Source organism: Variovorax sp. LjRoot130, assembly GCF_964253755.1.
Classification (GTDB): domain Bacteria; phylum Pseudomonadota; class Gammaproteobacteria; order Burkholderiales; family Burkholderiaceae_C; genus Variovorax.
This window is the reverse complement of the sequence record NZ_CAXURM020000001.1, coordinates 3,534,413-3,559,079: the sequence shown is the minus strand read 5'-3', so window position 1 is coordinate 3,559,079 and position 24,667 is coordinate 3,534,413. Positions and strand designations below refer to the sequence as shown.

Below are 24,667 nucleotides of genomic sequence, written 5' to 3'. Positions count from 1 at the left end.
GACACTTTTATGGCAACAGTGGAAGTCAAGGTGCCGGACATCGGCGATTTCGATGAAGTCGCAGTGATCGAAGTGCTGGTAAAGGTGGGCGATTCGGTGAAGGCCGAGCAATCGCTCATCACGGTGGAGTCGGACAAGGCCTCGATGGAAATTCCGTCGAGCCAGGCCGGCGTCGTGAAGGAACTCAAGGTCCAGGTCGGCAGCAAGGTCAAGGAAGGCTCGGTCGTGCTGGTGCTCGAAGGCGAGGGCGCAGCTGCGGCACCTGCTGCATCCGCGCCGCCGGCCGCGGCACCGGCGCCGGCAGCAGCTGCACCAGCGCCGGCTGCGGCTGCTCCGGCCGCTGCCGCGGCCACAGGCCCGGTCGAGGTCAAGGTGCCGGACATCGGCGACTTCAAGGATGTCGCGGTGATCGAGGTGCTGGTGAAGCCGGGCGACACCATCAAGGAAGAGCAGTCGCTGATCACGGTCGAGTCGGACAAGGCCTCGATGGAGATTCCGTCGTCCGCGGCCGGCGTGCTGAAGGAACTCAAGGTCAAGGTCGGTGACACGGTCAACATCGGGGACCTGATCGCGGTGGTCGAAGGTTCGGGCGGCGGCGCTGCCGCCGCTCCGGCGCAGGCGGCCGCGGCGCCTGCGCCGGCGAGCGCATCGGCGCCTGCGCCGGCAGCCGCTCCGGCGGTATCCGCTGCCCCGGCTGCCGCGCCGCCCGCGCACGATCCGACGGTCGCCCCCAGCGGCAAGCTGCCGCATGCATCGCCCTCGGTACGCAAGTTCGCACGCGAACTCGGCGTGCCGCTCGAGGAAGTCAAGGGCAGCGGGCCCAAGGGCCGCGTCACGCAGGAAGATGTCCAGAACTTCACCCGCGCGGTGATGAGCGGCGCGGCCAGCACCAAGGCTTCGGCGGCCAAGGCGCCCGCGGGCGGCGGCGAAGCGCTCGGCCTGCTGCCCTGGCCCAAGGTCGACTTCACCAAGTTCGGCACTGTCGAGCGCAAGGACCTGTCGCGCATCAAGAAGATCAGCGGTGCCAACCTGCACCGCAACTGGGTGATGATCCCGCACGTCACCAACAACGACGAAGCCGATATCACCGAGCTCGAAGCTTTCCGCGTTTCGACCAACAAGGAAAACGAGAAGTCCGGCGTCAAGGTGACGATGCTGGCTTTCGTGATCAAGGCGGTGGTCTCGGCGCTGAAGAAGTACCCCGAGTTCAACACCAGCCTGGACGGCGACCAGCTCGTCTACAAGCAGTACTTCCACATCGGCTTCGCGGCCGACACGCCCAACGGGCTCGTGGTGCCGGTGCTCAAGGATGCCGACAAGAAGGGCGTTCTGCAGATCAGCCAGGAAATGGGCGAGCTCGCCAAGAAGGCGCGCGACGGCAAGCTCGGCTCGGCCGACATGCAGGGCGGCTGCTTCTCGATCAGCTCGCTCGGCGGCATCGGCGGCACGCACTTCACGCCCATCATCAACGCGCCCGAAGTCGCGATCCTCGGCCTGTCCAAGAGCGCGACGAAGCCGGTGTGGGACGGCAAGGCCTTCCAGCCGCGCCTGCTCCTGCCGCTGTCGCTGTCGTACGACCATCGCGTCATCGATGGCGCTTCGGCCGCCCGGTTCAACGCTTACCTGGGCCAGGTCCTCGCCGACTTCCGCCGCGTTCTCCTATGACCACGGTGGTGGCCGTCCGTAAAGGCGGTCAAGTGGTGATGGCGGCCGATGCGCTCGTGACCTTCGGGGACACGCGGCTGTCGTTCAACGCCGAGGCGAACCAGAAGCTCTTCCGGGTCGCCGATGCGGAGGGCGAGAGCGTCTTCGCCGTCGCCGGCGCGGCCGCGCACTTCCTGGTGCTGCAGCAGGCGCTGGCAGCCCAGCCGGCGGATGCGCTGCGCTTCGGCAGCAAGGACCAGATCTTTCGCACCTTCACGCTGCTGCATCCGGTGTTGAAGGAGTCCTTCTTCCTGCAGACCAAGGAAGACGAGCACGATCCCTACGAATCGAGCCAGTTCACGATGCTGCTCGCCAACCCGAGCGGCATCTACGGGATCTACAGCTACCGCGAGGTCTTCGAGTTCAAGCAGTTCTGGAGCATCGGCTCGGGACGCAGCTTTGCGCTCGGCGCCATGCATGCGGCCTACGACAAGGTGCGCTCGGCGCGCGAGATCGCGGAAGCCGGCGTCGCCGCGGCCTGCGAATTCGATCGCAATTCGGCGGGCCCCATCGACGTTCTCACACTCAAACTGAAGGTGTCCAAATGAGCGAACAGCAAATCAAGGTGCCGGACATCGGCGATTTCGACGAAGTCGCGGTGATCGAGGTGCTAGTGAAAGTGGGCGACACGGTGAAGGCCGAGCAGTCGCTGATCACGGTGGAGTCGGACAAGGCTTCGATGGAGATCCCGTCGTCGCATGCCGGTGTCGTCAAGGCGCTGGCCGTGAAGGTGGGCGACAAGGTGAGCGAAGGCTCGGTGGTGCTGACGCTGGATGTGGCGGAAGGCGCCGCTGCGCCGGCACCCGCGCCGGCAGCGCCGGCCCCGGCACCCGCCGCAGCGGCACCGAAGCAGGCCCCAGCGCCCACACAAGCTCCCGCCGTGGCGTCGAGCTACACCGGCTCGGTCGATCTCGAATGCGATCTGTTGGTGCTGGGCGCCGGCCCCGGCGGCTATTCCGCTGCCTTCCGCGCGGCCGACCTCGGCCTCAAGGTGGTGCTGGTCGAGCGCTACGCGACGCTGGGCGGCGTCTGCCTCAACGTCGGCTGCATTCCTTCGAAGGCCTTGCTGCACGTGGCCGCGGTGATCGACGAGGTCAAGCATTTCGCCGACCTCGGCATCAGCTACGGCGAACCCAAGGTCGACCGCGCCAAGCTGCTCGGCCGCAAGAACAAGGTGGTGGGCAAGCTCACCGGCGGCCTCTCCGCGATGGCCAAGATGCGCAAGGTGACGACGGTGCGCGGCATCGGCGAGTTCGTCGATCCGTACCACGTCAAGGTGCAGGAAACCACGGGCGACGGCAAGGCCACCACCGACAAGGCACAGACGGTCAAGTTCCGCCACTGCGTCATCGCCGCCGGTTCGCAGGCCGTGCATCTGCCCTTCATGCCCAAGGACCCGCGGGTGGTGGATTCGACCGGCGCGCTGGAGCTCGGCGTCGATCCCAAGCGCATGCTGATCCTGGGCGGCGGCATCATCGGCCTCGAGATGGGCTCGGTCTACTCCACGCTGGGCGCGCGGCTCGACGTGGTCGAGATGCTCGACGGCCTGATGCAGGGCGCCGACCGCGACCTGGTCAAGGTCTGGCAGAAACTCAACGCGCCGCGCTTCGACAACATCATGCTGAAGACCAAGACGGTCGGCGCCGAGGCCACCAAGGACGGCATCCGCGTCAGCTTCGAAGGCGAGCAGGCACCCAAGGAGCCGCAGCTCTACGACCTGGTGCTGCAGGCCGTGGGCCGCAGCCCCAACGGCAAGAAGATCGGTGCCGAGAAGGCCGGCGTGAACGTCAGCGACCGCGGCTTCATTCCGGTCGACATCCAGATGCGCACCAACGTGCCGCATATCTTCGCCGTCGGCGACATCGTCGGCCAGCCGATGCTGGAGCACAAGGCGGTGCACGAGGCGCACGTGGCGGCCGAGGTGATCGCCGGCGAGCAGAAGGGCGACAAGGAACTCGCGAGCGCGGCCTTCAACGCCCGCGTGATCCCCAGCGTGGCCTACACCGACCCCGAGATCGCCTGGGTGGGGCTTACCGAAGACCAGGCCAAGGCCGAAGGCGTGAAGATCGAGAAGGGCCTGTTCCCGTGGACGGCTTCGGGTCGCGCGATCGCCAACGGCCGCGATGAGGGCTTCACCAAGCTGCTGTTCGATGCCGAATCGCATCGCATCGTCGGCGGCGGCATCGTCGGCACGCATGCCGGCGACATGATCGGAGAGATCGCGCTGGCGATCGAGATGGGCGCTGACGCGATCGACATCGGCAAGACGATCCACCCGCATCCGACGCTCGGCGAGAGCATCGGCTTGGCAGCGGAGGCCGTGCACGGCCACTGCACGGATTTGCCGCCGGTCAAACGCTGAAGGCATCCGCCAAAAAAAGAACCCGCCGACGGCGGGTTTTTTTTGGTGAACTCTCCGACTCAGTCGCCCGTATTGGCGTTGATCTCGCCCTGCGCCGCCTGCACGCGACGGGCACCGCTGAAGCGGCGCTGCCAGTAGCTTCCACTCATGTCCTCGACGCGGACCTGCGCGCCGGGCTTGGGAGAGTGAATGAACTTGCCTTCACCGACGTAGATGCCGACATGGCTGAACGCGCGGCGCATGGTGTTGAAGAACACGAGGTCGCCGGGCTTGAGTTCGCTGCGATCGATTTTCTGGGTGGCGGCGGCCTGTTCTTCGGCGCGGCGCGGGAGCAGGTGGCCGACCGTCTGGTTGTACATCGCGCGCACGAAGCCGCTGCAGTCGAAGCCGGTTTCCACCGTGTTGCCGCCGCGGCGGTAGGGGACGCCCAGAAAACCGATGGCGGTAACGACCAGATCGGAGGTGCGATCGACGACGGTTTGGCGAACCTGCTGAAGCTGATTGATCAGCCCCTTGTCGGCAAGCAGGGAATCCAGTTCTTCGGTACGGTCTTGTTGCGGTGCGGCATGGGCGGCAAATGCAATCAAGAGGCAGGCGGGTAGGAGAAATCGCATGGCGCGTAGGATATGGATGACAAATAGCGATGTCAATTTCATGCGGATTCGGGATTCTGCATGCAACCCATTGTCCTGGCTACGTTTTTTACATTCGCTGATTTTATGAAATGTAAAGCTCTCCGTTATCAGCCATAAGTTGTTCCGTGATGTAAAGCGAAAGTTTTTAGTGATACTTTTTCGCCTGGTGCGCTTTCACTCATTTCGAAGGATCTCTCATGAATTCATCGAAAGTATTCAAGATGGTTCGGTTTCGGATTGCGTTGCTCTCGGGTCTAGCGATCGCCGCAGTGGGTGTCGCGATGGCGGCGCCGCGGCCGGAGGTGGTCGCTTCGGGTCTCGAAAATCCCTGGGGCGTGGGCTTTCTTCCCGACGGCCGCTTCCTGGTGACCGAGAAGTCCGGCCGCATTCGCGTCGTCGGTGCCGACGGCAAGCTGGGTGCGCCCGTGGCCGGGCTGCCCGCCATCGCCACCGGCGGCCAGGGTGGACTGCTGGATGTGCTGGTGGACTCGGCCTTCGCCAGGAACAGGACCTTCTATTTCTGCTTCTCCGAACCCGAGGCGGGTGGCTCGGCCAACAGTACGGCCCTGGCGCGTGCGCAGCTGTCGGCCGACGGCAGCCGTCTCGAAGGCCTGAAGGTGATCTTCAGCCAGCGCCCCAAGGTCGCCAGCCGCCACCATTTCGGCTGCCGCATTGTCGAGGCCAAGGACGGCAGCCTGTTCCTGACGCTGGGCGATCGCTTCAGCCGCAAGGAAGACGCGCAGAAGCTCGACAACCACCTGGGCAAGCTCGTGCGCATCGCCAAGGACGGCAGCGTGCCCGCGGACAACCCCTTCGTCGGTCGAGCCGGTGCGCTGCCCGAGATCTGGAGCTATGGCCATCGCAACGGCCAGGGCGCCGCGCTGGCGCCCGACGGAAAGCTCTGGATGCACGAGCACGGTCCGCAGGGCGGCGACGAGATCAACATCCCCGAGGCCGGCCGCAACCACGGCTGGCCGGTGATCACCTATGGCGAGAACTACGGCGGCGGCAGGATCGGCGACGGCATCACGCGCAAGGACGGGCTGGAGCAGCCGCTGCACCACTGGGTGCCTTCGATCGCGCCCTCGGGCATGGCCTTCCTGACCAGCGATCGCTACGGCACGGGCTGGAAGGGGAATCTCTTCGTGGGATCGCTCAAGTTCGGCTACCTGGATCGCATCGAGCTCAAGGACGGCAAGGTCGTCGCCGAGCACAAGCTGCTGGAAGACGGCAGGGCGCGCATCCGCGATGTGAAGCAGGGGCCCGACGGGCTGCTCTATGTGCTGACGGACGAGTCCGACGGCAAGCTGCTGCGCTTGCGGCCGAACTGAGCGGCCCGATCGGGCCGATCTGTTCGGTGGTACGGTCTAGCCCCCTCGCTTTTTCGTGAAAGACTCCGCCTCATGCTGCTCGATGCATCGCAATCCCAACTGGTCCTGGTCGACTACCAGGCGCGCCTGATGCCGGCGATCTTCGAAGCGGAGGCCGTGGTCGAGAACGCGGTGCGGCTCGGCCGGATAGCCCGCCTGCTCGAGGTGCCGGTCTGGGGCACCGAAGAAAACCCCTCGAAGCTCGGCGAGAACCTGGCCGACATCCGCGCCCTGTGCCAGCGCACGCTGGCCAAGATGCATTTCAGCGCGGCGGAAGAGGGGCTGGGCGAATGGCTGCGCGCGCCTGCCAAGGCCCCCCAGGGCAATGCACGCAGTCTGCCCAAGCACTTGCAGAAGGCGGCGGCCGCCGAAGAGCGCAACACCATCGTGATCGCGGGCTGCGAAGCCCACGTGTGCCTGCTGCAGACCGCCCTCGATCTGCTCGAGGACGAGTTCGAAGTCTGGGTGGTGACCGATGCCTGCAGTTCGCGCACGGAGCGCAATCGCGATGCGGCCTTCGACCGCCTGGCCGGCGCCGGCGCGGAACTCGTCACCACGGAGATGGTCGGCTTCGAGTGGCTGCGAACGGCCGAGCATCCGCGCTTCGATGAAGTGCTGGCGCTGATTCGCTAGCGAAGCGCGGCCGCGTCAGGCCGCGAAGCCCGCCGCGAAGGCCTCTCGCAGATAGGAGACGAAGGCCTCCACCGCGCGCGGCACATGGGCGGAGTAGGGGCGGATCGCATACAGGCGCTCGCCGAAGGCCCCCACCGGCCGCCACTGCGGCAACACCTCTACCAGCCTGCCCGCCTGCAGGCCGGATTGCGCGCTGAAGTCCGGCAGCAGCGCGATGCCTAGACCTGTCGCCGCCCCATCGCGCAACGCCTCGCTGTTGTTGGCGGCGAACGGGCCGCTGACCGGCACCGTCGCCTGTTCGCCATCGGCGTCGCGCACGAAGCTCCAGGCGGGCGTGTCCTGCGTCCGCGGGTAGTGCAGGCAGTCGTGCTTCGCCAGGTCCTGCGGCAGGTTCGGTACGCCGCGGCGGCGCAGGTAGGCGCGACTCGCGACCAGCACCGAGCGGGTGGGCGCCAGCATCCACGCCACGTGCGTCTCCGGCGGCGCGGCGGTGTGCCGCACGGCGAGATCGAAGCCTTCCATCGCGAGCGAGCGCAGGCGATCCGACATGTCCAGCTCCAGGCGCACTTCCGGGTAGGCACGCAGGAAGTCTGCAAGGCGCGGCACCAGCTGCTGGCGCGCGAACGCCACCGGCGCCGTCACCCGCAGCAGGCCGCGCGGCGCGCTGGCCAGGTCGCGTACGCTGGCGAAGCTGTGCGCGATCCGCTCGAAAGGCGCGCGCATGTCGTCGACCAGGCGCTGGCCGGCCTCGGTGAGGCGCACGCTGCGCGTGGTGCGGCGCACCAGCGGCACGCCGGCAGCGCGCTCCAGCTCGGCGATGCGCTGGCTCATGGCCGCCTTGCTGACGCCCAACCTGGCCGCCGCCGCCGTGTAGCTGCCTTGCTGCTCCAGGACGATCAGCCAGTGCAGATGGGTCCAGAGCAGTTCGACTTTTTTGTCATCCATGGCTCTATTGTTCACTATGGCAAACAATCAATTCAGCGCCAGCGCCTAGGCAACAGCGGCGCGGCTTTCTAGACTGGCCGCCTTTCCCTCCACTACCGGCCCGGCCATGACCACCAAGATCTCCGTTCCCACCCCGATCGCGCACTACATCGCGGGCCGCCGTGCCGGCGGAGCTTCGTCGCGTACCCAGGACGTCTTCAATCCCGCCACCGGTGCCGTGACGGGCAATGTCGCGCTGGCCAACCGCGCCGACGTCGATGCGGCGGTGGCCGCCGCGCAGGCCGCCTTTCCCGCCTGGGCCGACACGCCGCCGATCCGCCGCGCGCGTGTGATGTTCAAGTTCCTCGAGCTGCTCAACCGCCATCGCGACGAGCTCGCCCATCTGATCACGGCCGAGCACGGCAAGGTCTTCACCGACGCGCAGGGCGAAGTCACGCGCGGCATCGACATCGTCGAGTTCGCCTGCGGCATCCCGCAATTGCTCAAGGGCGACTACACCGACCAGGTCTCCACCGGCATCGACAACTGGACGCTGCGCCAGCCGCTCGGCGTGGTGGCCGGCATCACGCCCTTCAACTTCCCGGTGATGGTGCCGATGTGGATGTTCCCGGTCGCGATCGCCGCCGGCAACACCTTCGTGCTCAAGCCCAGCCCGACCGACCCCAGCGCCTCGCTGCGCATGGCCGAGCTGCTCAAGGAAGCGGGCCTGCCCGACGGCGTGTTCAACGTCGTTCAGGGCGACAAGGAGGCGGTCGACGCGCTGATCGAGCATCCCGATGTCAAGGCGATCAGCTTCGTCGGCTCGACGCCGATCGCGAACTACATCTACGAGACCGGCGCGCGCCACGGCAAGCGCGTGCAGGCACTGGGCGGCGCCAAGAACCACATGGTGGTGATGCCCGACGCCGACATCGACCAGACGGTGGACGCGTTGATCGGCGCGGGCTACGGCTCGGCCGGCGAGCGCTGCATGGCGATCAGCGTCGCGGTGCTGGTGGGCGACGCGGCGGACAAGATCATGCCGAAGCTGATCGAACGCGCGAGGACGCTCAAGGTGCTCGACGGCGAGAACCTCGCGGCCGAGATGGGCCCGATCGTCACGCGCGCGGCGCATGAGCGCATCACCGGCTACATCGCGCAGGGCGAGAAGGAAGGCGCGAAGCTGGTGGTCGACGGCCGCCGCTTCGATGCCGCGCAGGCAGGCGAGGGTTGCGCCAACGGCTTCTGGATGGGCGGCACGTTGTTCGACCACGTCACGCCCGAGATGCGCATCTACAAGGAAGAGATCTTCGGCCCGGTGCTTTCCTGCGTGCGGGTGCACGACCTGAAGGAGGCCGTGGACCTGATCAATGCCCACGAGTTCGGCAACGGCGTCGCCTGCTTTACGCGCGACGGCAACGTGGCGCGCGAGTTCTCGCGCCGCGTCCAGGTCGGCATGGTGGGCATCAACGTGCCGATCCCGGTGCCGATGGCCTGGCACGGCTTCGGCGGCTGGAAGAAGAGCCTGTTCGGCGACATGCACGCCTATGGCGAGGAAGGCGTGCGCTTCTACACCAAGCAGAAGTCGATCATGCAGCGCTGGCCCGAGAGCACGCCCAAGGGCGCCGAGTTCGTGATGCCGACGGCGAAGTAAGCGGCACTCCGCCGTTTCGGATCCTCAGGCAAGCAGGCAGGCCGCGACCCTGCCCAGCAGCTCGTCCACGTTCTCGGCGGGCACAGCGCCGGGCAGCGGGACGTCGCCGTACATCACGAACACCGCCTTGCCCCATTTGAGGCCGAGCGCCATTTCCGACAGCGTTCCCATGCCGCCGCCGATCGCCACCAGGCACACGCCGCTGCGCGCGATGATGGCGTTGCGTATCTCGCCCATGCCGGTCGGCACGGCCACGCTGAGCCATTCGTTGGCGGCGCGGTCGTCCTCTTCAGGCAGGATGCCGAGCGCGATGCCGCCCGCCTCGACGGCGCCGCGCGAGGCGGCAGCCATCACGCCGCCGCGCCCGCCGCAGATCACGGCCATGCCCGCGCGCGCAAGATGCCAGGCCACCGCGTAGGCGGCATCGCATTCGCGCAGGCCGCCATCGCCGGGCCCGATCATGGCCACCGGCTGCCGGTGGCGCGCCGGTCCCCGCTGCCTTTGCGCCAGGCGCTCGAGCGCCTCAATGACCGGCACCGACAGCACCGCGTTCGCGTCTGCGCGTAACGACATCACCTGCTCCCATCACGATCACACACACCACCATCAGCACCAGCGACAAGGCTGCTGCCATCGAGAAGTCCGACCCGCCGTCGCTGACCTGGGCCAGCAGCATCAGCGGAAGAATGTTCAATTGCGTTCCCACCAGCGCCAGCGCGGTACCGTAGGTGCCCATCGCCAGCGCCGCCACCAGGCAGGCATTGGAGAGCACCGAAGGCGCGACCTCGGGCACCACGGTATCCCGGAACGCCCGCGCGCGCGAGGCGCCCAGCGTGCGCGCCGCCAGCAGCGGCCGCGTGTCGAGGTTGGCGAACACCGGATAGAGCGAGAGCGCCACGCGCGGAATCAGGTAGTACGCATAGGCAAAGCCCAGCCCCGACACGCTGTAGATCCAGCTTCCGACCTCGGCCGGATCGGCGCCCAGTCCGGCGAGCAACTGCGTGACGAAGCCCGCGCGCCCGAACGCCAGAATGAAGCCGTAGGCGATCACCAGTCCGGAGAAGGCCAGCGGCAATCCCAGCAGCGTCATCATCCATTGCCGGCGAGGCTCGGGCTGCCGCGCCAGTTCGATCGCGATGCAGGTGCCGACCAGGGCCGACAGCGCACCGGCCACCAGGCCGAGCGCGAGCGTGTTGCGCAGCGCGCCGTAGAAAAGCGGGTTGGCAAAGAGGCGTGCGAAGGCGCCGCCGCCTTCGGCGAAGGCCTCGGGCAGCAGCGCCACCAGCGGCGCCAGAAAGAACAGCGCCATGAAGGCCCAGGCGGGCCAGGCACCGAAGCGCCGCATCATCGCCTACTTGCCCACCGTGGCCTGGGCCCAGAGGCGGTCCACCTCGGCCTTGCGCTCCGAGGCCTTGACCACATCGAGCGGACGGACCTGCGGCGCAGCCGGCATCCTGGCCGCGACATCCGGCGCGAGCGGCGTGCCGGGCACCGCAGGTCGCACGAAGCCCTGCGCGAAGAGCGACTGGCCGGCTTCGCTCATGATGAAGTTGAGCCACAGCTTGCCGGCGTTCGGGTTCGGTCCGTTCTTCACCAAGCTGATCGCGTAGGGCGCCGCCACGCTCGCTTCCTTCGGGATCACCACTTCGGCCGCGTCGCCCATGCCGTCGACGTATTTGGCCTTCAGGCCGTCGTTCTCGTAGCTGATCCAGATCGGAATCTCGCCCTTGAGGAACTTGGCATAGGGCGTGGTGCCTTCCACGCGAAGCACGTTGCCGGCCGAATGCAGCTTGCCGAGGTAGTCGGTGCCGGGCTGCACGTTGTCCACGCCGCCGCCGTTCGCGTAGGCCGCGGCGAAAGTCAGCACCTGGCCGATGCCGGTGGAGCGCGGGTCGAGGTAGACCACCGTGTTCTTGTACTCGGGCTTGAGCAGGTCGGCCCAGCTCGCGGGGATGTTCTTCACCAGCTTCTTGTTGATCAGGAAGGCGATGTTGAGCGTGTGGATGGTGAACCAGCGCCCCTCGGGCTCCTTGAACACGGCCGGCAGCTTGTCGAAGGAAACGGGCTTGAAGGGCGCGACCACGTCCTTCTTTGCGGCATCGACGGCCGAGGCGGCAAAGTAGTACGCGGTGTCGGCTTGCGGGCGGCGCCGGGTCTTCTCGAGCGCCACCACGGTCGCTGCGGAGCCGATGTCGTTGTAGGTCAGCTCGATGTCGGGGTAGCGCTTCTTGAAATCGCGGAACAGCGATTTCCAGTTGGCCCATTCGGGTCCGGTGTCGAAGGAGACGCACAGGCCCTCCTTCTGCGCTTCGGCATAGAGCGCCTTTTCGCCGGCGTAGAGCTCGGGTCCGTCGAAAGCAAAGGCGGTGCGCGCGGCGAGCGCTGCCAAGGGCAGCGAGCCGGCGGCCTGGATCAGGTGTCTGCGTTGCATGAAGTGCTCCTGGGTACGGGTTGGGATGGATGTCGGCGGCTTCAGTCGTCCAGCAGCCGGATGTGCTCGGGCGCGACGGCGATGGCCTGGGAAGCGGCCGCGCGCGATTCGGCAAGAAAGGGCTTGCCGGCGCCGGACACCTCGAAGTCGTAGCGCGTGAGTGCGCCGAGATAGCGCTGCGCGCTGGTGCGGCCCGCCAGGCGATTGAGGGCGTCGGGTGCCGGGTCGGGCTGGACATGCTCGGGGCGGATCAGCACATGCACCGAGGTGCCCGTTGCGCGCCCCTGCGTAGCCGCCGCCAGCAGGGCGAATCCGAGGTCGATGCGGTCGGGCGCTGCCACGGTGGCCGGCAGCACGGTGGACAGGCCCACGAACTCGGCCACCGCGCGGCTGGCCGGCTGTTCGTAGATCTCGCGCGGCGTGGCGATCTGCAGCAGACGGCCGTCCTGCAGCACGGCGACGCGGTCGGCCATGGTCAACGCCTCTTCCTGGTCGTGCGTGACCAGGAGCGTGGTGGCGTTGAAGCGCTGCTGGATCGCGCGAATCTCGTCGCGCAGGCGGCCGCGCACGCCGGCATCGAGTGCCGAGAGCGGCTCGTCGAGCAGCAGCGCGCGCGGATCGATCGCGAGCGCACGCGCCAGTGCCACCCGCTGCTGCTGCCCGCCCGAGAGCTGCGCGACCGCGCGTTGCGCGAAGCTGCCGAGGCCGACAAGGTCCAGCAGTTCCTGCGCGCGCTTGCGGCGAGCGCCGGTCGCCACCTTGCGCAGTTTGAGGCCGTAGGCCACGTTGTCCTGCACGTTCAGATGGGGAAACAGCGCATAGCTTTGAAACACCATGCCGATATGCCGCCGGTGTACCGGCTTGCCGGACAGATCCTCGCCATCCAGGGCAATGCGGCCGGCGTGGCCGGTCTCCAGGCCCGACACCAGCTTGAGGAGCGTGGACTTGCCCGAGCCGCTCGGGCCGATGACGGCGACCAGCTCGCCGGTGCGCACATCGAGCGAGACGTCGTCGAGCCCGTGCGTGCTGCCGGGGTAGGTGTAGCGGACGTGATCGAGAACCAGGCTCATGCGCTTTTTTTCACGAGAGAGGAAGACAGGAAGGCCGAGGCGCTGGCCAGCAGCAGCAGGATCACGGTCGATGCGCAGGCAAAACCGGTCGCGCCGTAGAAGGCCTGCAGCAGCACCACCGGATAGGTGCGGTTCTGGAAGCTGGTGAGCAGGTTCGACAGGCCGAACTCGCCGACCGAGATCGCCGCCACCATCACCAGCCCGCTGAGCAGGCTCTGGCGCAGGCTCGGCAGCACGATGCCCGCGAACTGCTGCCAGCCCGAGGCGCCCAGCGTGGCCGCAGCCTGCTCCAGTCGGTCCAGGCCGAGATGGCGCAGGTCGGCCAGCAGCGTGTTGGTGAGGTAGGGCAGCGTGTTGATCGCATGCGCTGCGATCAGCAGCGGCATCGAGCCCAGCCAGGGCAGCCAGTCGGTGTTGAACACGATCACGTAGCCGAAGCCGAGCGTGATGGCGGGCACCGCCACCGGCATGGCGCTGACGATGCGGGCCGCGAAGCTGCCGCTGCGGTGCGCGCCATGGTAGAGCGCATAGGCCAACGGCAGCGAGAGCACGGTGTTGATGGCGCAGGCCGAGAGCGCAACCACCAGGCTGTTGAAGAAGGCCTTGCGGAAGGAACTGTCCTGCCACAGGTCTACGTACCACTGGCCGGTGACGCCCTGGGGCAGCAGGCTGTTGGTCCAGCTGCCGCCCGCGCTGCCGATCACCAGCAGTGCGATCGGCAGCAGCAGGTAGAGGCCGTAAGCCAGTGCGGCGCCACGAATCAAGCTTGTCTCCCAATCTTGCGCTAGCCCGGTCATACTTTCCGGATGCTCTAGTGTTGGCTGCACAAGATCGTGTCAGCACCGGAATTCTAGGAAGACGGGGCACGCGGATGCGTGAATGTTGGATCACATCGATTGAGCAGAAGGAAAGTGTTTTTCACCGACATGTCATCTTCCGAACCATGAAACGCGACTGCCCCACCATCCAGGAATTGCTGGCCTTCGATGCGGTGGCGCGCTACGAGAGCATCACGCTCGCGGCCGGCGCCCTGTGCATCACCGTGAGTGCGGTCAGCAAGCAGGTCGCCGGGCTGGAGGCCTTCCTGGGTCGTCCGCTGCTGCAGAAAAACGGCCGCGGCGTTCAACTCACCCCTCAGGGCCGGGTCTACTGGCAGAAGGTCGCGGGTGGCTTGCGTGCGATCGAAACCGCCACCTTCGAGGCCCGATCCGGCGATGCCGGCGCCGGCCTTCTCACGCTGGCGAGCGTGCCGACCTTTCTCACCAAATGGCTGATCCCGCGGCTGCCGGCCTTCAGCCAGAGGAGCCGGCATGTGACGCTGAATTTCAGTCGCCATCTGGAGCCGACCGACGGAATTCCTGCCGGTGTCGACGCCGCCATCCGCTATGGCTCGGACGGTTGGCCGGGCGTGGTCTCCGAGTACATCGCGGGCCGCGAATTCGTGCTGATCGTCTCTCGCGCGCTGGCCGCCGGCCAGCACCGCATCGCGCAGCCGGCCGACATCCTCGGCCACACCTTGCTGCATCACGAGGGCGCGCCGACCGCCTGGCGGCAATGGGCGTCGCAGCATGGGGTGGCCGAAATACAGACTGTCGCAGGACCCCGCTTCGCTCAGTACTCCGCGCTGATACAGGCCGCACTGAACGGGCTCGGCATCGGCCTGGTGCCGAAGCTGCTGGTGCAGGAGGAATTGGCGGATGCTTCGCTGCAGAGCCCCTGCGGCGCGCCGGTGACGGTCGACCAGGGCCACTACCTGTGCTATCGGCCGGATCGCCTGAACCTGCCCGCGTTCGCCGCGTTTCGGGAATGGCTGCTGGCGGAAGGGCAGAAGTCGCGCGGCGCCGAGGACTGAGGGCACCCGGACCGCCGGCAACGAACCGCAGCTTGCGTTTAACGACGTCCGTCGGAGAGCCGCCGCCGCGCCCGAACCGCCGCGGCAAGTTCCTGCAGCACCGGCACCGTCTGCGAAAAACCGATGCATGCATCGGTGATCGACACGCCGTGCTTGAGCGCGACGCCTGGAACCAGGTCCTGCCGGCCTTCCTCCAGGTGGCTTTCGATCATCACGCCGGCGATGCGTCGCTCGCCGGCGGCGATCTGCCCGGCCACGTCGTGCACGACGTCGATCTGGCGCTGGTACTGCTTGCTGCTGTTGCCGTGGGAGACGTCGATCATGACCTGCTCGCGCAGGCCCAGCGCGCGCAGCGCCTCGCAGGTCGCGGCCACATCCGCGGCGGCATAGTTGGGCGTCTTGCCGCCGCGCAGGATGACGTGGCAGTCGTCGTTGCCGCGGGTTTCGAAGATGGCGGCCATGCCCATCTTCGTCATGCCCATGAACGCATGCGGAGCCCGCGCCGCAAGGATCGCGTCGGCCGCGACCTTGATGCTGCCGTCGGTGCCGTTCTTGAAGCCGACCGGGCAGCTCAGTCCCGAGGCCAGCTGCCGGTGGCTCTGGCTTTCCGTCGTTCGTGCGCCGATGGCGCCCCAGGCAATCAGGTCGGCGATGAACTGCGGGCTCAGCAGGTCGAGGAACTCCGTGCCGGCAGGAAGGCCCAGCGTCGTCAGCTCCAGCAACAGGCGCCGCGCCCGCTCGAGGCCTTCGTTGATCGCGAAACTGCCGTCGAGGTGCGGGTCGTTGATGTAGCCCTTCCAGCCCACCGTGGTGCGCGGCTTCTCGAAGTAGGTGCGCATCACGATCAGCAGGTCGTCCTGCAGCTCGTCGGCCACGGCTTTCAGCCGATGGCCGTATTCGAGCGCCTGGTCGTGGTCGTGGATCGAGCAGGGCCCCACGACCACGACGAGCCGGTCGCTGCGGCCGTGCAGCACGTCGGCGATCGCCGCGCGGCTGGCTTCCACCAGCGAGAGCGTGTCGTCGCGCACCGGGACGCGTTCCTGCAGCAGCGCGGGCGTCATCAGCGGGCGGACGGCGCCGATGCGTACGTCGTCGATGCGGGTGGTATCGATCGTGCTGTCGCGGGAGCCGATCTCGGCGTCATGGAGGGGGTCGTCAAGTCTGGTCATGTGTTCGGTCGCGGCGCGGTTCATGCGTGGGGACCACCGGATTGTCCGTCGATAATCGCCCGGTCCGCGCTGCCGAATCGAGCGCTTCTTTACTTCCTGGAGTCACCCCATGTCCGATGTCATTCCCGCAACCTTGATCGCCGGGGACGGCATCGGCCCCGAGATCGTCGATGCGACGCTCGCCGCCCTCGATGCTTTGCACGCGCCTTTCGAGTGGGATCGCCAGGTTGCCGGCCTCGCCGGCGTGCAACTGGCTGGCGACCCGCTTCCTGCAGCCACGCTGGACAGCATCCGCCGTACGCGTCTTGCGCTGAAGGGACCGCTCGAAACGCCATCGGGCAGCGGCTACCGGTCCTCGAACGTTCGCCTGCGCGAGGAGTTCCAGCTCTACGCCAACCTGCGCCCCGCGCGCACCATCATTCCCGGCGGCCGTTTCGACAACGTCGACCTGATGGTCGTGCGCGAAAATCTCGAGGGTCTGTACATCGGTCACGAGCACTACGTGCCGATCGACGGCGATCCGCATGCAGTGGCGATGGCCACCGGCATCAACACGCGCCAGGGCAGCCGCCGCCTGCTCGACTATGCATTCGAGACCGCCGTCGCGACCGGCCGCAAGAAGGTCACGATCGTGCACAAGGCCAACATCATGAAGGCGCTGACCGGCATCTTCCTGGAGACCGGACTCGAGCTGTACGAGCGCAAGTACAAGGGCAAGTTCGAACTCGACACGGTCATCATCGACGCCTGTGCGATGAAACTGGTGCTCAACCCCTGGCAGTTCGACATGCTGGTCACGACCAACCTCTTCGGCGACATCCTGTCCGACCTGGTGGCGGGGCTCGTCGGCGGCCTGGGCATGGCGCCCGGTGCCAACATCGGTGCCGACGCGGCCATCTTCGAAGCAGTGCACGGCTCTGCGCCCGACATTGCCGGCAAAGGCATCGCGAATCCCACGGCGCTGCTGCTGGCTGCCGCGTTGATGCTCGACCACTGCAAGCTGCCGGCGCTGGCGACGCGCTTGCGCAAGGCCATCGACGAGACGCTGAACATCGACAAGGTGCGCACCGGCGACCTGGGCGGCAGCGCCGGGACCGCTGCTTTCACGAAGGCGCTGGTGAGCCGGATAGCCGGCGGCTGAGAAGCGGATGTCACTTCCGACCGGCCAAGCCGCTCAGGCGCGCGCAGTCGCGGCGCCGGTGAGGGTGGCCGGCTGGGCCATGGCCGCGGGCGCGCTGGGTGTTCTGGTCACCAGCCTGTTCTACGTGCTGTCGCCTCGCGCGGGCGCGATGCCGGTTCAGCCCTTCGACCTCGCTGCCGCGCTGGCGGGTGCAGCGGCCGGCGCCGCGACCATGAAGGCGGCGGGAATGGCGGGCATCTTCGGCGACCTCATCTGGGCCGTCGGTACTTTCCTGATGGCGCAGCACACGGCGCGCTGCGGCCGTGGCCTGGCCACCGCCGGCTGGGTTGTCGGCTTGCTGAGTCTGGCGATCTTCACGCTGGTCGACGCCATGGTGGGCTTCGTCTTGCCCCAACTGGCCCTCATGCCCGGCGCGGAAGGCGCCTTCGCCGGCTTCAAGCGTCTCTTCGACGTGCTGTTCCTGCTGGGAACCGTGGCCTACGGTTTCAGCGCGGTCGTGGCGCTGGGCAGCGAGGCGCGCACAGGGGGATCCCCGGTCCATCCGGTCCTGGCCGCCGCAACGGCTGTTGTCGGCGGGGTCGCGGTGATCGCCGGCCTGGCGGGCCTGGCCGGACTTTCCGTCGACCTGCTGGTAGGTGCAAGCGTCGGTGTGGGCTCGGCTCTTTTCATCGCCATCGGGTTGCAGATCGCCTTGGCGAAGTCCGGTGAAGCGTCCGCATGGTCGTCGTAGCAGACAAAGTTCGACAGGACGCCCGAGCAGCCCACCCCGGCTGTTGACGTCCTCCCGTCAAATCTCATGGGCGAGCTGAGCCGACCGGCTGTTGCCCGCGACCGGACCAGTCAGCGACAGGCAGTACCCGATACGGATGGGCGCTGACGCAGTGGGCATGTCAGACGCCCGCGCCAGCTCGGCCAGCGAGAAGCTGCAGCTCCCAGGCCAAGGCGACAGCGCTGGCGCCGCCATGCTCGAGAACGACGCTCGCGACGCCAGCGGCAGTCTCCTCGCGCGCCCAATCACGCTGCCATTCGCCCAGCACGGCGAGCCATGTGATCGGCACCGCGCCGGCCTGGACCATGCGACGCACGGCCATGTCATGGGCTTCCGCGGTGACGCCACCGGAGGCGTCGGTGACGATGAAGACGTCGTACCCCTCGGCGAGGGCCTGTATCGCCGGCATGGCGAGGCAGATCTCGGTGTAGAGCGCGGCCAGCACGAGCTGCTTGCGTCCGCTCTTCTTCACGATGTCGACAACTTTCGGGTCCTCCCAGGTGTTGATGAACGTGCGGTCGATCGGCTTCTGGTCCGGAAAGACGTCCTGAAGCCCCTTGATCAAATAGCCGCCGCGTTCCTCGATCACCGTGGTCAGGATCGTCGGCACGTTGAAGACTTTCGCTGTCTTGGCGAGGCCGATGACGTTGTTGATGATCATCGTCGGCTCGTGGCTGTTCAGGTTGGTGAACTGATACGGCTGATGATCGATAAGCACGAGGATGCTGTCTTCGGGGCGAAGCAGGGCGTCGAGGCCGGTCTTGGGCAATTGGAACTCCTTGGGTGAACTGACGCTCAGGCGCCGATGGGATCGAGAAAGACATAGAGGGCGCGGATGAGGCTGCCCTCGAAATGGGCGACGTCCGTGCCGGTGACGGCGACGGGGCCATCGGGCGCGCCGGAGCGCCATTGCAAGCGTCCGGCTCCGTGATGACCGACAGCCGGCCCCGCCGCGGCGAAGACGAAGCCCTGCGGCAGGTTGGTGAGCAACGCAGTCACGGCTTCGGAAATTGCGGCATGGCCGCGGACGGAGGCATGCGGCTCGTGCAGCACGGCGTCATCGGCATAGAGCTCGCGGATGGCCTCGATGCGCCGCCCGGCATCGCGCTCGCCGAACACGCGCGCGAGGTTCGCCTGCATCAGGCGGTCATAGTCGATGGGCGTTTCCGGCGTCGCCCGATGGGGTGTGGACTTCTGTTGATCGATCATCTCCGCCTTCCGGGATCAGGGTTCCGGGAGGCGCGTGTCGTTAAACGCTCAGTACGATTTCACTCGCCTGTCCGGTCGAGCGAATGTTGTCATGCCGCTTTGCGCAAGGCACTGTTCGATTCTGCGATTCGCAGTCCGAATCTGCTGCGCAATCGTGGTCAGTTCTTACGGTCGTATCGCCACGCCGCCGGCGTCGCTCCGGTGAGTTTGCGAAATGTCCGCCCGAAATGCACCGCATCGGCAAAGCCGGTGGCCTCGGCGACCTGATCGAGCGAGGCGCGGGTGTCGATCAGCAGAGCCTGCGCGCGCCGGATGCGCGCGTCGAGCTGCCAGCGGTAGGGCGCCATCCCGGTCGAGGCCTTGAATGCCCGGCTGAAGTGCGACTGCGACAGACCCGCCAGCGCCGCCAGCTGCGCGAGGTCGACGCGCTTGGGCAGGTGCGCGTCCAGATACTCGACGACGCGCCGAAGTTGCCATTGGGCCAGGCCTTTTTCATCCGCGCCGGGCTCCGGTGGAAGGGCAAAGAGCCGCGCCGTGATCGCTGCGGTCAGCCCGTCACCATAGAGTTGCGTCGACGGGTCGGGGTCGTTCACCGCCTCGGAGAGCAACTTGACCAGGGTCCAGATGCGATCGTCGGAAAAGCGCAGCCGCGGCGTGGCGGTCGCATCGGCGTTGAACTTCACGGCCAGCCGCTCGCCCAGCATCGCGAGATCGAAGCTTAGGGTGGCGTCCTTCACGAAGCGCGTGTCGGCGCTGTAGCCCCACATCTCCATGCCGGCCGGCGCGAAGTGCATGTGCCTGGGCATGTAGCTGATCGGACAGGGCTGGTCCTCGCGCAGGCGGGGCTCGCAGTGGCTGCCGACCTCTTCCAGCAGAACGCTGAGGCGGGTTTCGGTCTCGTAGCACAGGTGATGAGCCACCCGGCCTGCGCAATGGAATTCGGTGATATCGACGCGCATGCCGTTCCATGCGCGCCGCGACTCCGACAGGCTCTGCACGTTCTCGGGCAAAGGGGTCAGGCGGGCGATGCGGGTGGGCGAGGATGGTTGCGATGAGTGTTGGGGAGAGGTCATGTATCGTGATTTCTATTCCAAACAACAACAAAGCTCAAACGCTGTCTCGGTAGCGCGCGAAGCCTTTTGCGGAGATGCGCGCAGCCTGGGAGCAGCGCACCGTACCAGCCCGCACCTTCGACGTATGCCGAACGCCGCATCGTGTCCTGCTCGCCTGGAGCGCCGACTGGCCATCGAAAGGCTTGAATCCTGCAGACGGGGGACTAGGTGTTCTGCAGCCAAGCTGCCTTTGGCCACGACCGTTGGCATCGCAGCGGACCGAAGGCGAACTTTGGACTACTCCTTCGTCTTTGCTCCAGGTGCGCGCGTAACAAGCGATCACGAATTTTTCGATCGCTGTCGGTAACGCCTTACAGGCTTCCGGCGTATTCCGCCCGCATCGACGATTCATCACACTGTCACTCCGCTCGACAGGAGGAGGCCCGCATGCATCGAGCCGAAGTGCTGCCAGGCATCGTCAACGTTCGCGCCCGCAGGCCCGTCGCCGCCGGGTGAGCGCAGCGTGCGGGCTGTCAACGGGTGCGGGACGTCATGCTGCCCAGCGTCTGGATTCATTTCTTCGATCCGGTACCGGTCGCGGTCCGCGACGGCGTGCTGTCCGTCCTCGGGCGCTCCGGAGTGCGTCCGGCTCCCATGCCCGCCGAGCCCGATGCGTACGGCCTGATGGTATTGAGCGCGGTCGACGATCGCGTCCTGGACGACATCCGGCTCGCCAGCCGGCACGCCGTCGTGCTGGTATTGGCGGTCGCCCCAGGCCGCCTGTCGCCTCCTGCGCTGTGGGCCCTGCTGCGCGCCGGCGCGGCCGACGTGGTGCCTTGGCCAACCCTTCCGGCCGACGCCGGTCAGGTGTGCGCCCGCCTCGAGCGGCTGCGCACGGTGCGGGACATCGTCGAGAGCCCGCGCGTCACGCGGACCCTGGTCGGCAACAGTGCGGCATGGCGTGCGCTGCTGCGGCGCGTGGTCGAGTTGGCCATCTTCTCGCGTGGTCCGGTGCTCATCACGGGCGAGAGCGGGACCGGCAAGGAGCTGATTGCGCGGCTCATCCACGATCTGGATTGCCGGGTCGGCAAGCGCGAGATGGTGATCGTCGACTGCACGACCATCACGCCCGAGTTGTCGGGCAGCGAGTTCTTCGGCCATGAGCGCGGGGCCTTCACCGGCGCGATGAACGCGCGCGACGGTGCCTTCGCGCTGGCCGACGGCGGGACTCTCTTTCTCGATGAGATCGGCGAGCTGCCGCCGCCGCTGCAGGCGCAGCTGCTGCGTGTGGTGCAGGAAGGCAAATACAAGCGCGTGGGCAGCAACGCCTGGCAGCACACCAACTTCCGTCTCGTGTCGGCGACCCACCGCGATCTCGATGCGGGGGTGGCCGACGGCAGCTTCCGGGCCGATCTCTACTACCGCATCGCGGGCTCCGTGTGCCGCACGCCGCGGCTCGCCGAGCGCAAGGAGGACGTGCTTGCGCTCGCCGCGCATTTCCAGGCCGGCTTCGACGGCGCCGACGGCGGCGAAGGCTTTGACGAGCCCGTCTGCCAGTACTTGATCACGCGCGGCTACCCGGGCAACGTGCGTGAGCTGCGGCGCGTCGTGTCCTGGCTGTGCCACCGCCACGCCGGCAGCGGACCGATCACGATCGGCGACGTGCCTGAAGACGAACGCCCCCTCGATACTTCACCATCGCGCAACGGCGTGCAGGCTCGCTTCGAGGCAGCCGCGCGCGAGGCGATCGATCTGGGCCTGGGACTGAAGGAGATCGGCCAGGCCGCGACCGAATGCGCGATCCAGCTGGCGATCGAGCAGGAACGCGGCAATCTGCACCGCGCGGCGCTGCGGCTCGGCGTCACCGACCGCGCGCTGCAGCTGCGTCGGGCCCAGCAGCGGCCGATGCATTGAGGCCCAGCAGTCGCAGCAGATTGCCGCCCAGCACCAGCGCCTCGTCCGCCGCGGCGAGACGCAGGAGACGGATCTTCGCGAGCTCCACCCCCGGATGCAGCCAGGGCCCGTCGGAGCCGAACAGGATCTTGTGCGCACCGGCGCGCCGTACCGCCTGCTGCAGCAGGTCGAAGCGCCGCACGCCGGCGGTGTCTGCATGGATGTTCGGATGGCGCACCAGGTGATCGATCAAGGCCAGCTGCGCGCGCCAGTCGTCGGCGAAGCTGCCGAGGTGCGGAATGATGAAGGTCACGTCCGGGTACTGCTCGGCCAGGAGCTCCGCCACCCACACCTCGCCCGCAAGGTCGTACAACACCGGCACGCGCAGCCGGCGCGCGGCGTCGCAGATCTCGCGCGTGATCGCCGCGTCGTGCCGGTGCACCTTGATGCCCGCGAAGCTGTAGCGCTCGATCGCGGTCGTCAGCATCGGCAGCATGCGGCCGCGGTCTCGCACGGCATGCACCATCGCGAAGCCGATGAAGCGCTGGGGACGACTGGCGACGATCCGCGACAGCGCGAGATTGGCCGCCGCGTAGTCGGAATGAAAGGCCGGCAACAGCACCGTGCGCGCGATGCCCGCACGCGTAGCACGCCGCAGGTACGCGTCGAGCGGCGCGTCGGTGTCCCACGGGCCTGTCAGTCCGTCGCCCTGGCCGGCGTGGCAGTGGCAATCGATGACCATCGCGCGGCTCAAGGCATGCACTGCGCACGCTGCATGTTGGCCTGGGCCTCGCGCCGCAGCGCGGCCAGGTCCTTCGGTGCGTACTTGGCAGCGAGCGCACGCCGGCGCGCCGGCGACGACTGGCCGGCACCGGCCGTCGGCGAGCTGCCGGTCGCCTTGAAGTTGGCGTTGCGGTAGCTGTCGAGGCCGCGCCGCGCACGCGGCCGGCCCTGTGCATCGCGCGGGCAGGCGGGCAACGCGGCGCCGACGGCCGGCGGCGGCGACACCGGCGAGGGCCGGTAGACGTGCATGAAGATCTCCTGCGCCTTCACGAAGCTGCGCAGCGCCCGGGTCCACTGCGCCGCCTCGATGCCCGACTCGATGCACAGGAACGCGAACTCCGCGAAGAGAAAGAAGAAGCCGCCGTTCGGCTCGCCGATGCCCGCTGCCTGGTCGGCGGCGATCGGGCTGCGCAGCTGGCCGTTCGCGAAGCGCTCGAAGCAGGTCTGGAAGCCACCGAACTCGATGCCGCCGCGGCCATTCGGGAAGTACTCGCGAAACAGCGCCAGCTGCCCCGCCGACAGCCGCAGCGCGCTGTTGCGCAACGCACCTGCCGGCAGAGCCCTGGCCGCCGGCACGCGGCCGGCCAGGGCTTCGCTGGCACGCCGGTCGCGGCGCGCGAGCAGCTCGGGCACCATCGCACTCACGTCGGCGCTGCGCTGCGCCTTCTGTGCGGCGTTCAGGTTCGGATGGGCAGGAATCCCGAACACCGGATCGCCGGGCAGGAAGCGCAGGTCGTACTGCGCGAAGAAGCTGTTGCACGTGGTCGCCAGGAACACCGCGACGCGGCGGTTCATGGCGCGGCCGTCGGCCGTGCCGTTCGACGTGACGGGCCGCGTTTCGCCCAGCGTCTGCACGACGATGTCGAGCTTGCCGGGCGGCACCGGGCCGAGCGCGGCGATCGCCGCGCGCAGCTTCGCTTCGACGGCCTGCGCGCGGCGCTTCGCGAGGCCGAGGTTGTAGGTCGCCGGTCCGCTGGGGTCGGTGTGTCCGACGAGCCGGACCGTGTCGATCGGCTCGCCTGATACCCGGCTTGCCGCCACCAGTCGCGCGATGCGCTCGATGATGGGGTCATGCATCGCAGGCACCGCCGGCCCGTCGAAGGCGAAGCGGTCGAGCACGACGAAGGGCTGGTCGCGGATGGTGAGCGTCGGCAGCACGATCGGCCGGCTCGGGCTGCCGGGACGCGCCGACCTGGATTGCACGTCACCGCGCAGCGGAAGGATCTCGAACAGCACTTCGTCGTTCATGGTGTGTCTCCTCGCACCCGGTGCTCAGGTGCCGGTGGTGGACCAGTGCCACGGCTCCTTCGGAAAACTCTTCAATCCGAAACGCGCCGCGTTGCGCTGCAGCCAGGTGAAGCCGGGCGTGTTGCTGAATTGCTCGCGCATCTGCGAGCCGTATTTGAAGTCGATCGCCAGGCCGCGCTCGTGCATCGAGGTTCCCGGCTTGGCGGTCTGCGGCGTGCATTGGCTGGGCGGTTTTTCATAGATGTCGTAGGGCGTCGGTCCGCAGTTCTGCTTGCGCACCGCGATCTGCTCGGCGGGCGAGCGGTAGCCGCCGCCTGTGAGCGGCACGCCGTCGGCCTGCGCCGCGGCGAGCAGCGCCTCGACCCGTGGCGCGATCTGACGTGCCACCAGGATGCCGCGCACGTTGACGATGTCCGGTCCGCCCGCCGCGGGCGCCGCCGGGGTCGCGGGTGCCGGTGTGGACGGGCGCGGCGTCGCGCGCACCAGCCGGTCGCGGATGGCCACCCATTCGGCGGCGAGGGCCGTGAAGCCGGCTTCGCCGCTGCGCAGCGGCGCGCCCTGGCGTTCGGGGTGGCGAGAGAAGAACACCAGGTCGGTGAGCGTGTTCTCGTCGCGGAAGCCGGCCGCCGCCGCGCGCTGGATCGCGGCGCGTTCGTTCTTCGCGCGCAGGGCATCGCGCACCGGCGGCGGAAAGCCGACGAAGCTGAATTCCTCTTCGAACACGATGCCCTGGCCGTCACGGGTGGCATGCAAATGGTTCATCGCGGG

The 24,667-nt window shown here is 67.6% G+C and carries 24 protein-coding genes; 10 read left to right on the top strand and 14 right to left on the bottom strand.

Annotated features, from left to right (window positions below):
- The first annotated feature begins 9 nt into the window (after nucleotides 1-9).
- The 3 genes from aceF to lpdA are packed head-to-tail and all read left to right on the top strand — an operon-like array spanning nucleotide 10 to nucleotide 4,066.
- Entirely contained in the window at nucleotides 10-1,665 is a 1,656-nt protein-coding gene (gene aceF / locus ACSQ86_RS17670) for a dihydrolipoyllysine-residue acetyltransferase (protein WP_436309332.1), read from the top strand.
- A complete protein-coding gene (locus ACSQ86_RS17665) occupies nucleotides 1,662-2,252 on the top strand; it encodes an MFS transporter (protein ID WP_436304518.1) in 591 nt (196 codons plus the stop codon). Before aceF ends, ACSQ86_RS17665 begins: the two co-directional genes overlap by 4 nt.
- A complete protein-coding gene (lpdA, locus tag ACSQ86_RS17660; RefSeq protein WP_436309331.1) occupies nucleotides 2,249-4,066 on the top strand; it encodes a dihydrolipoyl dehydrogenase in 1,818 nt (605 codons plus the stop codon). The genes ACSQ86_RS17665 and lpdA overlap by 4 nt, the downstream gene beginning before the upstream one ends.
- 59 nt (nucleotides 4,067-4,125) lie before the next feature.
- Here lpdA and ACSQ86_RS17655 read toward each other — a convergent pair whose 3' ends face one another.
- Nucleotides 4,126-4,722 (bottom strand): C40 family peptidase, encoded by a 597-nt coding sequence (locus ACSQ86_RS17655; RefSeq protein WP_436292722.1) that lies wholly within the window; start codon nucleotides 4,720-4,722, stop codon nucleotides 4,126-4,128.
- A 200-nt stretch (nucleotides 4,723-4,922) separates the two neighbouring features.
- Here ACSQ86_RS17655 and ACSQ86_RS17650 point away from each other — a divergent pair, with 200 nt between their 5' ends.
- Both ACSQ86_RS17650 and ACSQ86_RS17645 read left to right on the top strand, forming a co-directional pair.
- On the top strand, nucleotides 4,923-6,032 hold the full coding sequence (locus ACSQ86_RS17650; RefSeq protein ID WP_436306313.1) for a PQQ-dependent sugar dehydrogenase: 1,110 nt from the start codon (nucleotides 4,923-4,925) through the stop codon (nucleotides 6,030-6,032).
- Nucleotides 6,033-6,104: 72 nt separating this feature from the next.
- On the top strand, nucleotides 6,105-6,704 hold the full coding sequence (locus tag ACSQ86_RS17645; RefSeq protein WP_436304516.1) for an isochorismatase family protein: 600 nt from the start codon (nucleotides 6,105-6,107) through the stop codon (nucleotides 6,702-6,704).
- Between the two features lie 15 nt (nucleotides 6,705-6,719).
- Here ACSQ86_RS17645 and ACSQ86_RS17640 read toward each other — a convergent pair whose 3' ends face one another.
- A complete protein-coding gene (locus ACSQ86_RS17640) occupies nucleotides 6,720-7,649 on the bottom strand; it encodes a LysR family transcriptional regulator (protein ID WP_436304515.1) in 930 nt (309 codons plus the stop codon).
- A 106-nt stretch (nucleotides 7,650-7,755) separates the two neighbouring features.
- Between ACSQ86_RS17640 and ACSQ86_RS17635 the strand changes: the two genes are divergently transcribed.
- Nucleotides 7,756-9,282 (top strand): CoA-acylating methylmalonate-semialdehyde dehydrogenase, encoded by a 1,527-nt coding sequence (locus ACSQ86_RS17635; protein ID WP_436304514.1) that lies wholly within the window; start codon nucleotides 7,756-7,758, stop codon nucleotides 9,280-9,282.
- 24 nt (nucleotides 9,283-9,306) lie between these two features.
- Here ACSQ86_RS17635 and ACSQ86_RS17630 read toward each other — a convergent pair whose 3' ends face one another.
- From ACSQ86_RS17630 to ACSQ86_RS17610, 5 genes are read right to left on the bottom strand one after another with little or no spacing between them, the layout of a single operon-like run.
- Entirely contained in the window at nucleotides 9,307-9,855 is a 549-nt protein-coding gene (locus tag ACSQ86_RS17630; protein WP_436309330.1) for a TIGR00725 family protein, read from the bottom strand.
- Complete coding sequence (locus tag ACSQ86_RS17625; protein ID WP_436310285.1) at nucleotides 9,806-10,627, bottom strand: ABC transporter permease; 822 nt, start codon at nucleotides 10,625-10,627, stop codon at nucleotides 9,806-9,808. The genes ACSQ86_RS17630 and ACSQ86_RS17625 overlap by 50 nt, the downstream gene beginning before the upstream one ends.
- A 6-nt stretch (nucleotides 10,628-10,633) precedes the next feature.
- A complete protein-coding gene (locus ACSQ86_RS17620; RefSeq protein ID WP_436309329.1) occupies nucleotides 10,634-11,713 on the bottom strand; it encodes an extracellular solute-binding protein in 1,080 nt (359 codons plus the stop codon).
- Nucleotides 11,714-11,754: 41 nt separating this feature from the next.
- A complete protein-coding gene (locus tag ACSQ86_RS17615; protein WP_436309328.1) occupies nucleotides 11,755-12,783 on the bottom strand; it encodes an ABC transporter ATP-binding protein in 1,029 nt (342 codons plus the stop codon).
- Nucleotides 12,780-13,580: an ABC transporter permease gene (locus ACSQ86_RS17610; RefSeq protein WP_436292728.1), complete on the bottom strand. Its 801-nt coding sequence runs from the start codon at nucleotides 13,578-13,580 to the stop codon at nucleotides 12,780-12,782. Before ACSQ86_RS17610 ends, ACSQ86_RS17615 begins: the two co-directional genes overlap by 4 nt.
- A gap of 146 nt (nucleotides 13,581-13,726) precedes the next feature.
- Between ACSQ86_RS17610 and ACSQ86_RS17605 the strand changes: the two genes are divergently transcribed.
- The gene (locus tag ACSQ86_RS17605; protein ID WP_436309327.1) at nucleotides 13,727-14,635 is read left to right on the top strand and encodes a LysR substrate-binding domain-containing protein; all 909 of its coding nucleotides are present in this window, start codon (nucleotides 13,727-13,729) and stop codon (nucleotides 14,633-14,635) included.
- 38 nt (nucleotides 14,636-14,673) lie between these two features.
- On the opposite strand, the gene ACSQ86_RS17600 is transcribed toward ACSQ86_RS17605, so the two are convergent.
- On the bottom strand, nucleotides 14,674-15,804 hold the full coding sequence (locus tag ACSQ86_RS17600) for a 3-deoxy-7-phosphoheptulonate synthase (RefSeq protein ID WP_436309326.1): 1,131 nt from the start codon (nucleotides 15,802-15,804) through the stop codon (nucleotides 14,674-14,676).
- A 109-nt stretch (nucleotides 15,805-15,913) separates the two neighbouring features.
- Here ACSQ86_RS17600 and ACSQ86_RS17595 point away from each other — a divergent pair, with 109 nt between their 5' ends.
- Nucleotides 15,914-16,945, top strand: coding sequence for an isocitrate/isopropylmalate dehydrogenase family protein (locus ACSQ86_RS17595; RefSeq protein WP_436309325.1), 1,032 nt, complete (start codon nucleotides 15,914-15,916; stop codon nucleotides 16,943-16,945).
- A 7-nt stretch (nucleotides 16,946-16,952) separates the two neighbouring features.
- Complete coding sequence (locus ACSQ86_RS17590) at nucleotides 16,953-17,675, top strand: hypothetical protein (RefSeq protein WP_436309324.1); 723 nt, start codon at nucleotides 16,953-16,955, stop codon at nucleotides 17,673-17,675.
- A gap of 160 nt (nucleotides 17,676-17,835) precedes the next feature.
- Here the strand turns inward: ACSQ86_RS17590 and ACSQ86_RS17585 are convergent, their stop codons facing one another.
- The 3 genes from ACSQ86_RS17585 to ACSQ86_RS17575 form a co-directional block, all read right to left on the bottom strand.
- The gene (locus ACSQ86_RS17585) at nucleotides 17,836-18,483 is read right to left on the bottom strand and encodes a hydrolase (RefSeq protein ID WP_436309323.1); all 648 of its coding nucleotides are present in this window, start codon (nucleotides 18,481-18,483) and stop codon (nucleotides 17,836-17,838) included.
- A gap of 26 nt (nucleotides 18,484-18,509) precedes the next feature.
- Nucleotides 18,510-18,923: a nuclear transport factor 2 family protein gene (locus tag ACSQ86_RS17580; protein ID WP_436309322.1), complete on the bottom strand. Its 414-nt coding sequence runs from the start codon at nucleotides 18,921-18,923 to the stop codon at nucleotides 18,510-18,512.
- A 158-nt stretch (nucleotides 18,924-19,081) separates the two neighbouring features.
- Complete coding sequence (locus ACSQ86_RS17575) at nucleotides 19,082-19,882, bottom strand: helix-turn-helix domain-containing protein (protein ID WP_436309321.1); 801 nt, start codon at nucleotides 19,880-19,882, stop codon at nucleotides 19,082-19,084.
- Nucleotides 19,883-20,527: 645 nt separating this feature from the next.
- On the opposite strand from ACSQ86_RS17575, the gene ACSQ86_RS17570 reads away from it, so the two are divergent.
- On the top strand, nucleotides 20,528-21,889 hold the full coding sequence (locus tag ACSQ86_RS17570; protein WP_436309320.1) for a sigma-54-dependent transcriptional regulator: 1,362 nt from the start codon (nucleotides 20,528-20,530) through the stop codon (nucleotides 21,887-21,889).
- Here ACSQ86_RS17570 and ACSQ86_RS17565 read toward each other — a convergent pair.
- Genes ACSQ86_RS17565 through ACSQ86_RS17555 form a run of 3 tightly spaced genes read right to left on the bottom strand, consistent with a single transcriptional unit; the run spans nucleotide 21,837 to nucleotide 24,661 of the window.
- Entirely contained in the window at nucleotides 21,837-22,610 is a 774-nt protein-coding gene (locus tag ACSQ86_RS17565; RefSeq protein WP_436309319.1) for an amidohydrolase family protein, read from the bottom strand. The two genes, ACSQ86_RS17570 and ACSQ86_RS17565, sit on opposite strands and share 53 nt — an antisense overlap.
- An 8-nt stretch (nucleotides 22,611-22,618) precedes the next feature.
- Nucleotides 22,619-23,899 (bottom strand): OmpA family protein, encoded by a 1,281-nt coding sequence (locus ACSQ86_RS17560; protein ID WP_436309318.1) that lies wholly within the window; start codon nucleotides 23,897-23,899, stop codon nucleotides 22,619-22,621.
- A 24-nt stretch (nucleotides 23,900-23,923) separates the two neighbouring features.
- Nucleotides 23,924-24,661 carry a D-alanyl-D-alanine carboxypeptidase family protein gene (locus ACSQ86_RS17555; RefSeq protein ID WP_436309317.1) on the bottom strand — a complete coding sequence of 246 codons (738 nt, stop codon included), beginning with the start codon at nucleotides 24,659-24,661 and terminating at the stop codon, nucleotides 23,924-23,926.
- Nucleotides 24,662-24,667: the final 6 nt, after the last annotated feature.

Excerpts from the sequence above, each read along its gene's own strand:
- aceF (WP_436309332.1), top strand. The coding sequence starts at position 10 with ATGGCAACAGTGGAAGTCAAGGTGCCGGACATCGGCGATTTCGATGAA.
- ACSQ86_RS17665 (WP_436304518.1), top strand. The coding sequence starts at position 1,662 with ATGACCACGGTGGTGGCCGTCCGTAAAGGCGGTCAAGTGGTGATGGCG.
- lpdA (WP_436309331.1), top strand. The coding sequence starts at position 2,249 with ATGAGCGAACAGCAAATCAAGGTGCCGGACATCGGCGATTTCGACGAA.
- ACSQ86_RS17655 (WP_436292722.1), bottom strand. The coding sequence starts at position 4,722 with ATGAAATTGACATCGCTATTTGTCATCCATATCCTACGCGCCATGCGA.
- ACSQ86_RS17650 (WP_436306313.1), top strand. The coding sequence starts at position 4,923 with ATGGTTCGGTTTCGGATTGCGTTGCTCTCGGGTCTAGCGATCGCCGCA.
- ACSQ86_RS17645 (WP_436304516.1), top strand. The coding sequence starts at position 6,105 with ATGCTGCTCGATGCATCGCAATCCCAACTGGTCCTGGTCGACTACCAG.
- ACSQ86_RS17640 (WP_436304515.1), bottom strand. The coding sequence starts at position 7,649 with ATGGATGACAAAAAAGTCGAACTGCTCTGGACCCATCTGCACTGGCTG.
- ACSQ86_RS17635 (WP_436304514.1), top strand. The coding sequence starts at position 7,756 with ATGACCACCAAGATCTCCGTTCCCACCCCGATCGCGCACTACATCGCG.
- ACSQ86_RS17630 (WP_436309330.1), bottom strand. The coding sequence starts at position 9,855 with ATGTCGTTACGCGCAGACGCGAACGCGGTGCTGTCGGTGCCGGTCATT.
- ACSQ86_RS17625 (WP_436310285.1), bottom strand. The coding sequence starts at position 10,627 with ATGCGGCGCTTCGGTGCCTGGCCCGCCTGGGCCTTCATGGCGCTGTTC.
- ACSQ86_RS17620 (WP_436309329.1), bottom strand. The coding sequence starts at position 11,713 with ATGCAACGCAGACACCTGATCCAGGCCGCCGGCTCGCTGCCCTTGGCA.
- ACSQ86_RS17615 (WP_436309328.1), bottom strand. The coding sequence starts at position 12,783 with ATGAGCCTGGTTCTCGATCACGTCCGCTACACCTACCCCGGCAGCACG.
- ACSQ86_RS17610 (WP_436292728.1), bottom strand. The coding sequence starts at position 13,580 with ATGACCGGGCTAGCGCAAGATTGGGAGACAAGCTTGATTCGTGGCGCC.
- ACSQ86_RS17605 (WP_436309327.1), top strand. The coding sequence starts at position 13,727 with ATGAAACGCGACTGCCCCACCATCCAGGAATTGCTGGCCTTCGATGCG.
- ACSQ86_RS17600 (WP_436309326.1), bottom strand. The coding sequence starts at position 15,804 with ATGACCAGACTTGACGACCCCCTCCATGACGCCGAGATCGGCTCCCGC.
- ACSQ86_RS17595 (WP_436309325.1), top strand. The coding sequence starts at position 15,914 with ATGTCCGATGTCATTCCCGCAACCTTGATCGCCGGGGACGGCATCGGC.
- ACSQ86_RS17590 (WP_436309324.1), top strand. The coding sequence starts at position 16,953 with ATGTCACTTCCGACCGGCCAAGCCGCTCAGGCGCGCGCAGTCGCGGCG.
- ACSQ86_RS17580 (WP_436309322.1), bottom strand. The coding sequence starts at position 18,923 with ATGATCGATCAACAGAAGTCCACACCCCATCGGGCGACGCCGGAAACG.
- ACSQ86_RS17575 (WP_436309321.1), bottom strand. The coding sequence starts at position 19,882 with ATGCGCGTCGATATCACCGAATTCCATTGCGCAGGCCGGGTGGCTCAT.
- ACSQ86_RS17570 (WP_436309320.1), top strand. The coding sequence starts at position 20,528 with ATGCTGCCCAGCGTCTGGATTCATTTCTTCGATCCGGTACCGGTCGCG.
- ACSQ86_RS17565 (WP_436309319.1), bottom strand. The coding sequence starts at position 22,610 with ATGGTCATCGATTGCCACTGCCACGCCGGCCAGGGCGACGGACTGACA.
- ACSQ86_RS17560 (WP_436309318.1), bottom strand. The coding sequence starts at position 23,899 with ATGAACGACGAAGTGCTGTTCGAGATCCTTCCGCTGCGCGGTGACGTG.
- ACSQ86_RS17555 (WP_436309317.1), bottom strand. The coding sequence starts at position 24,661 with ATGAACCATTTGCATGCCACCCGTGACGGCCAGGGCATCGTGTTCGAA.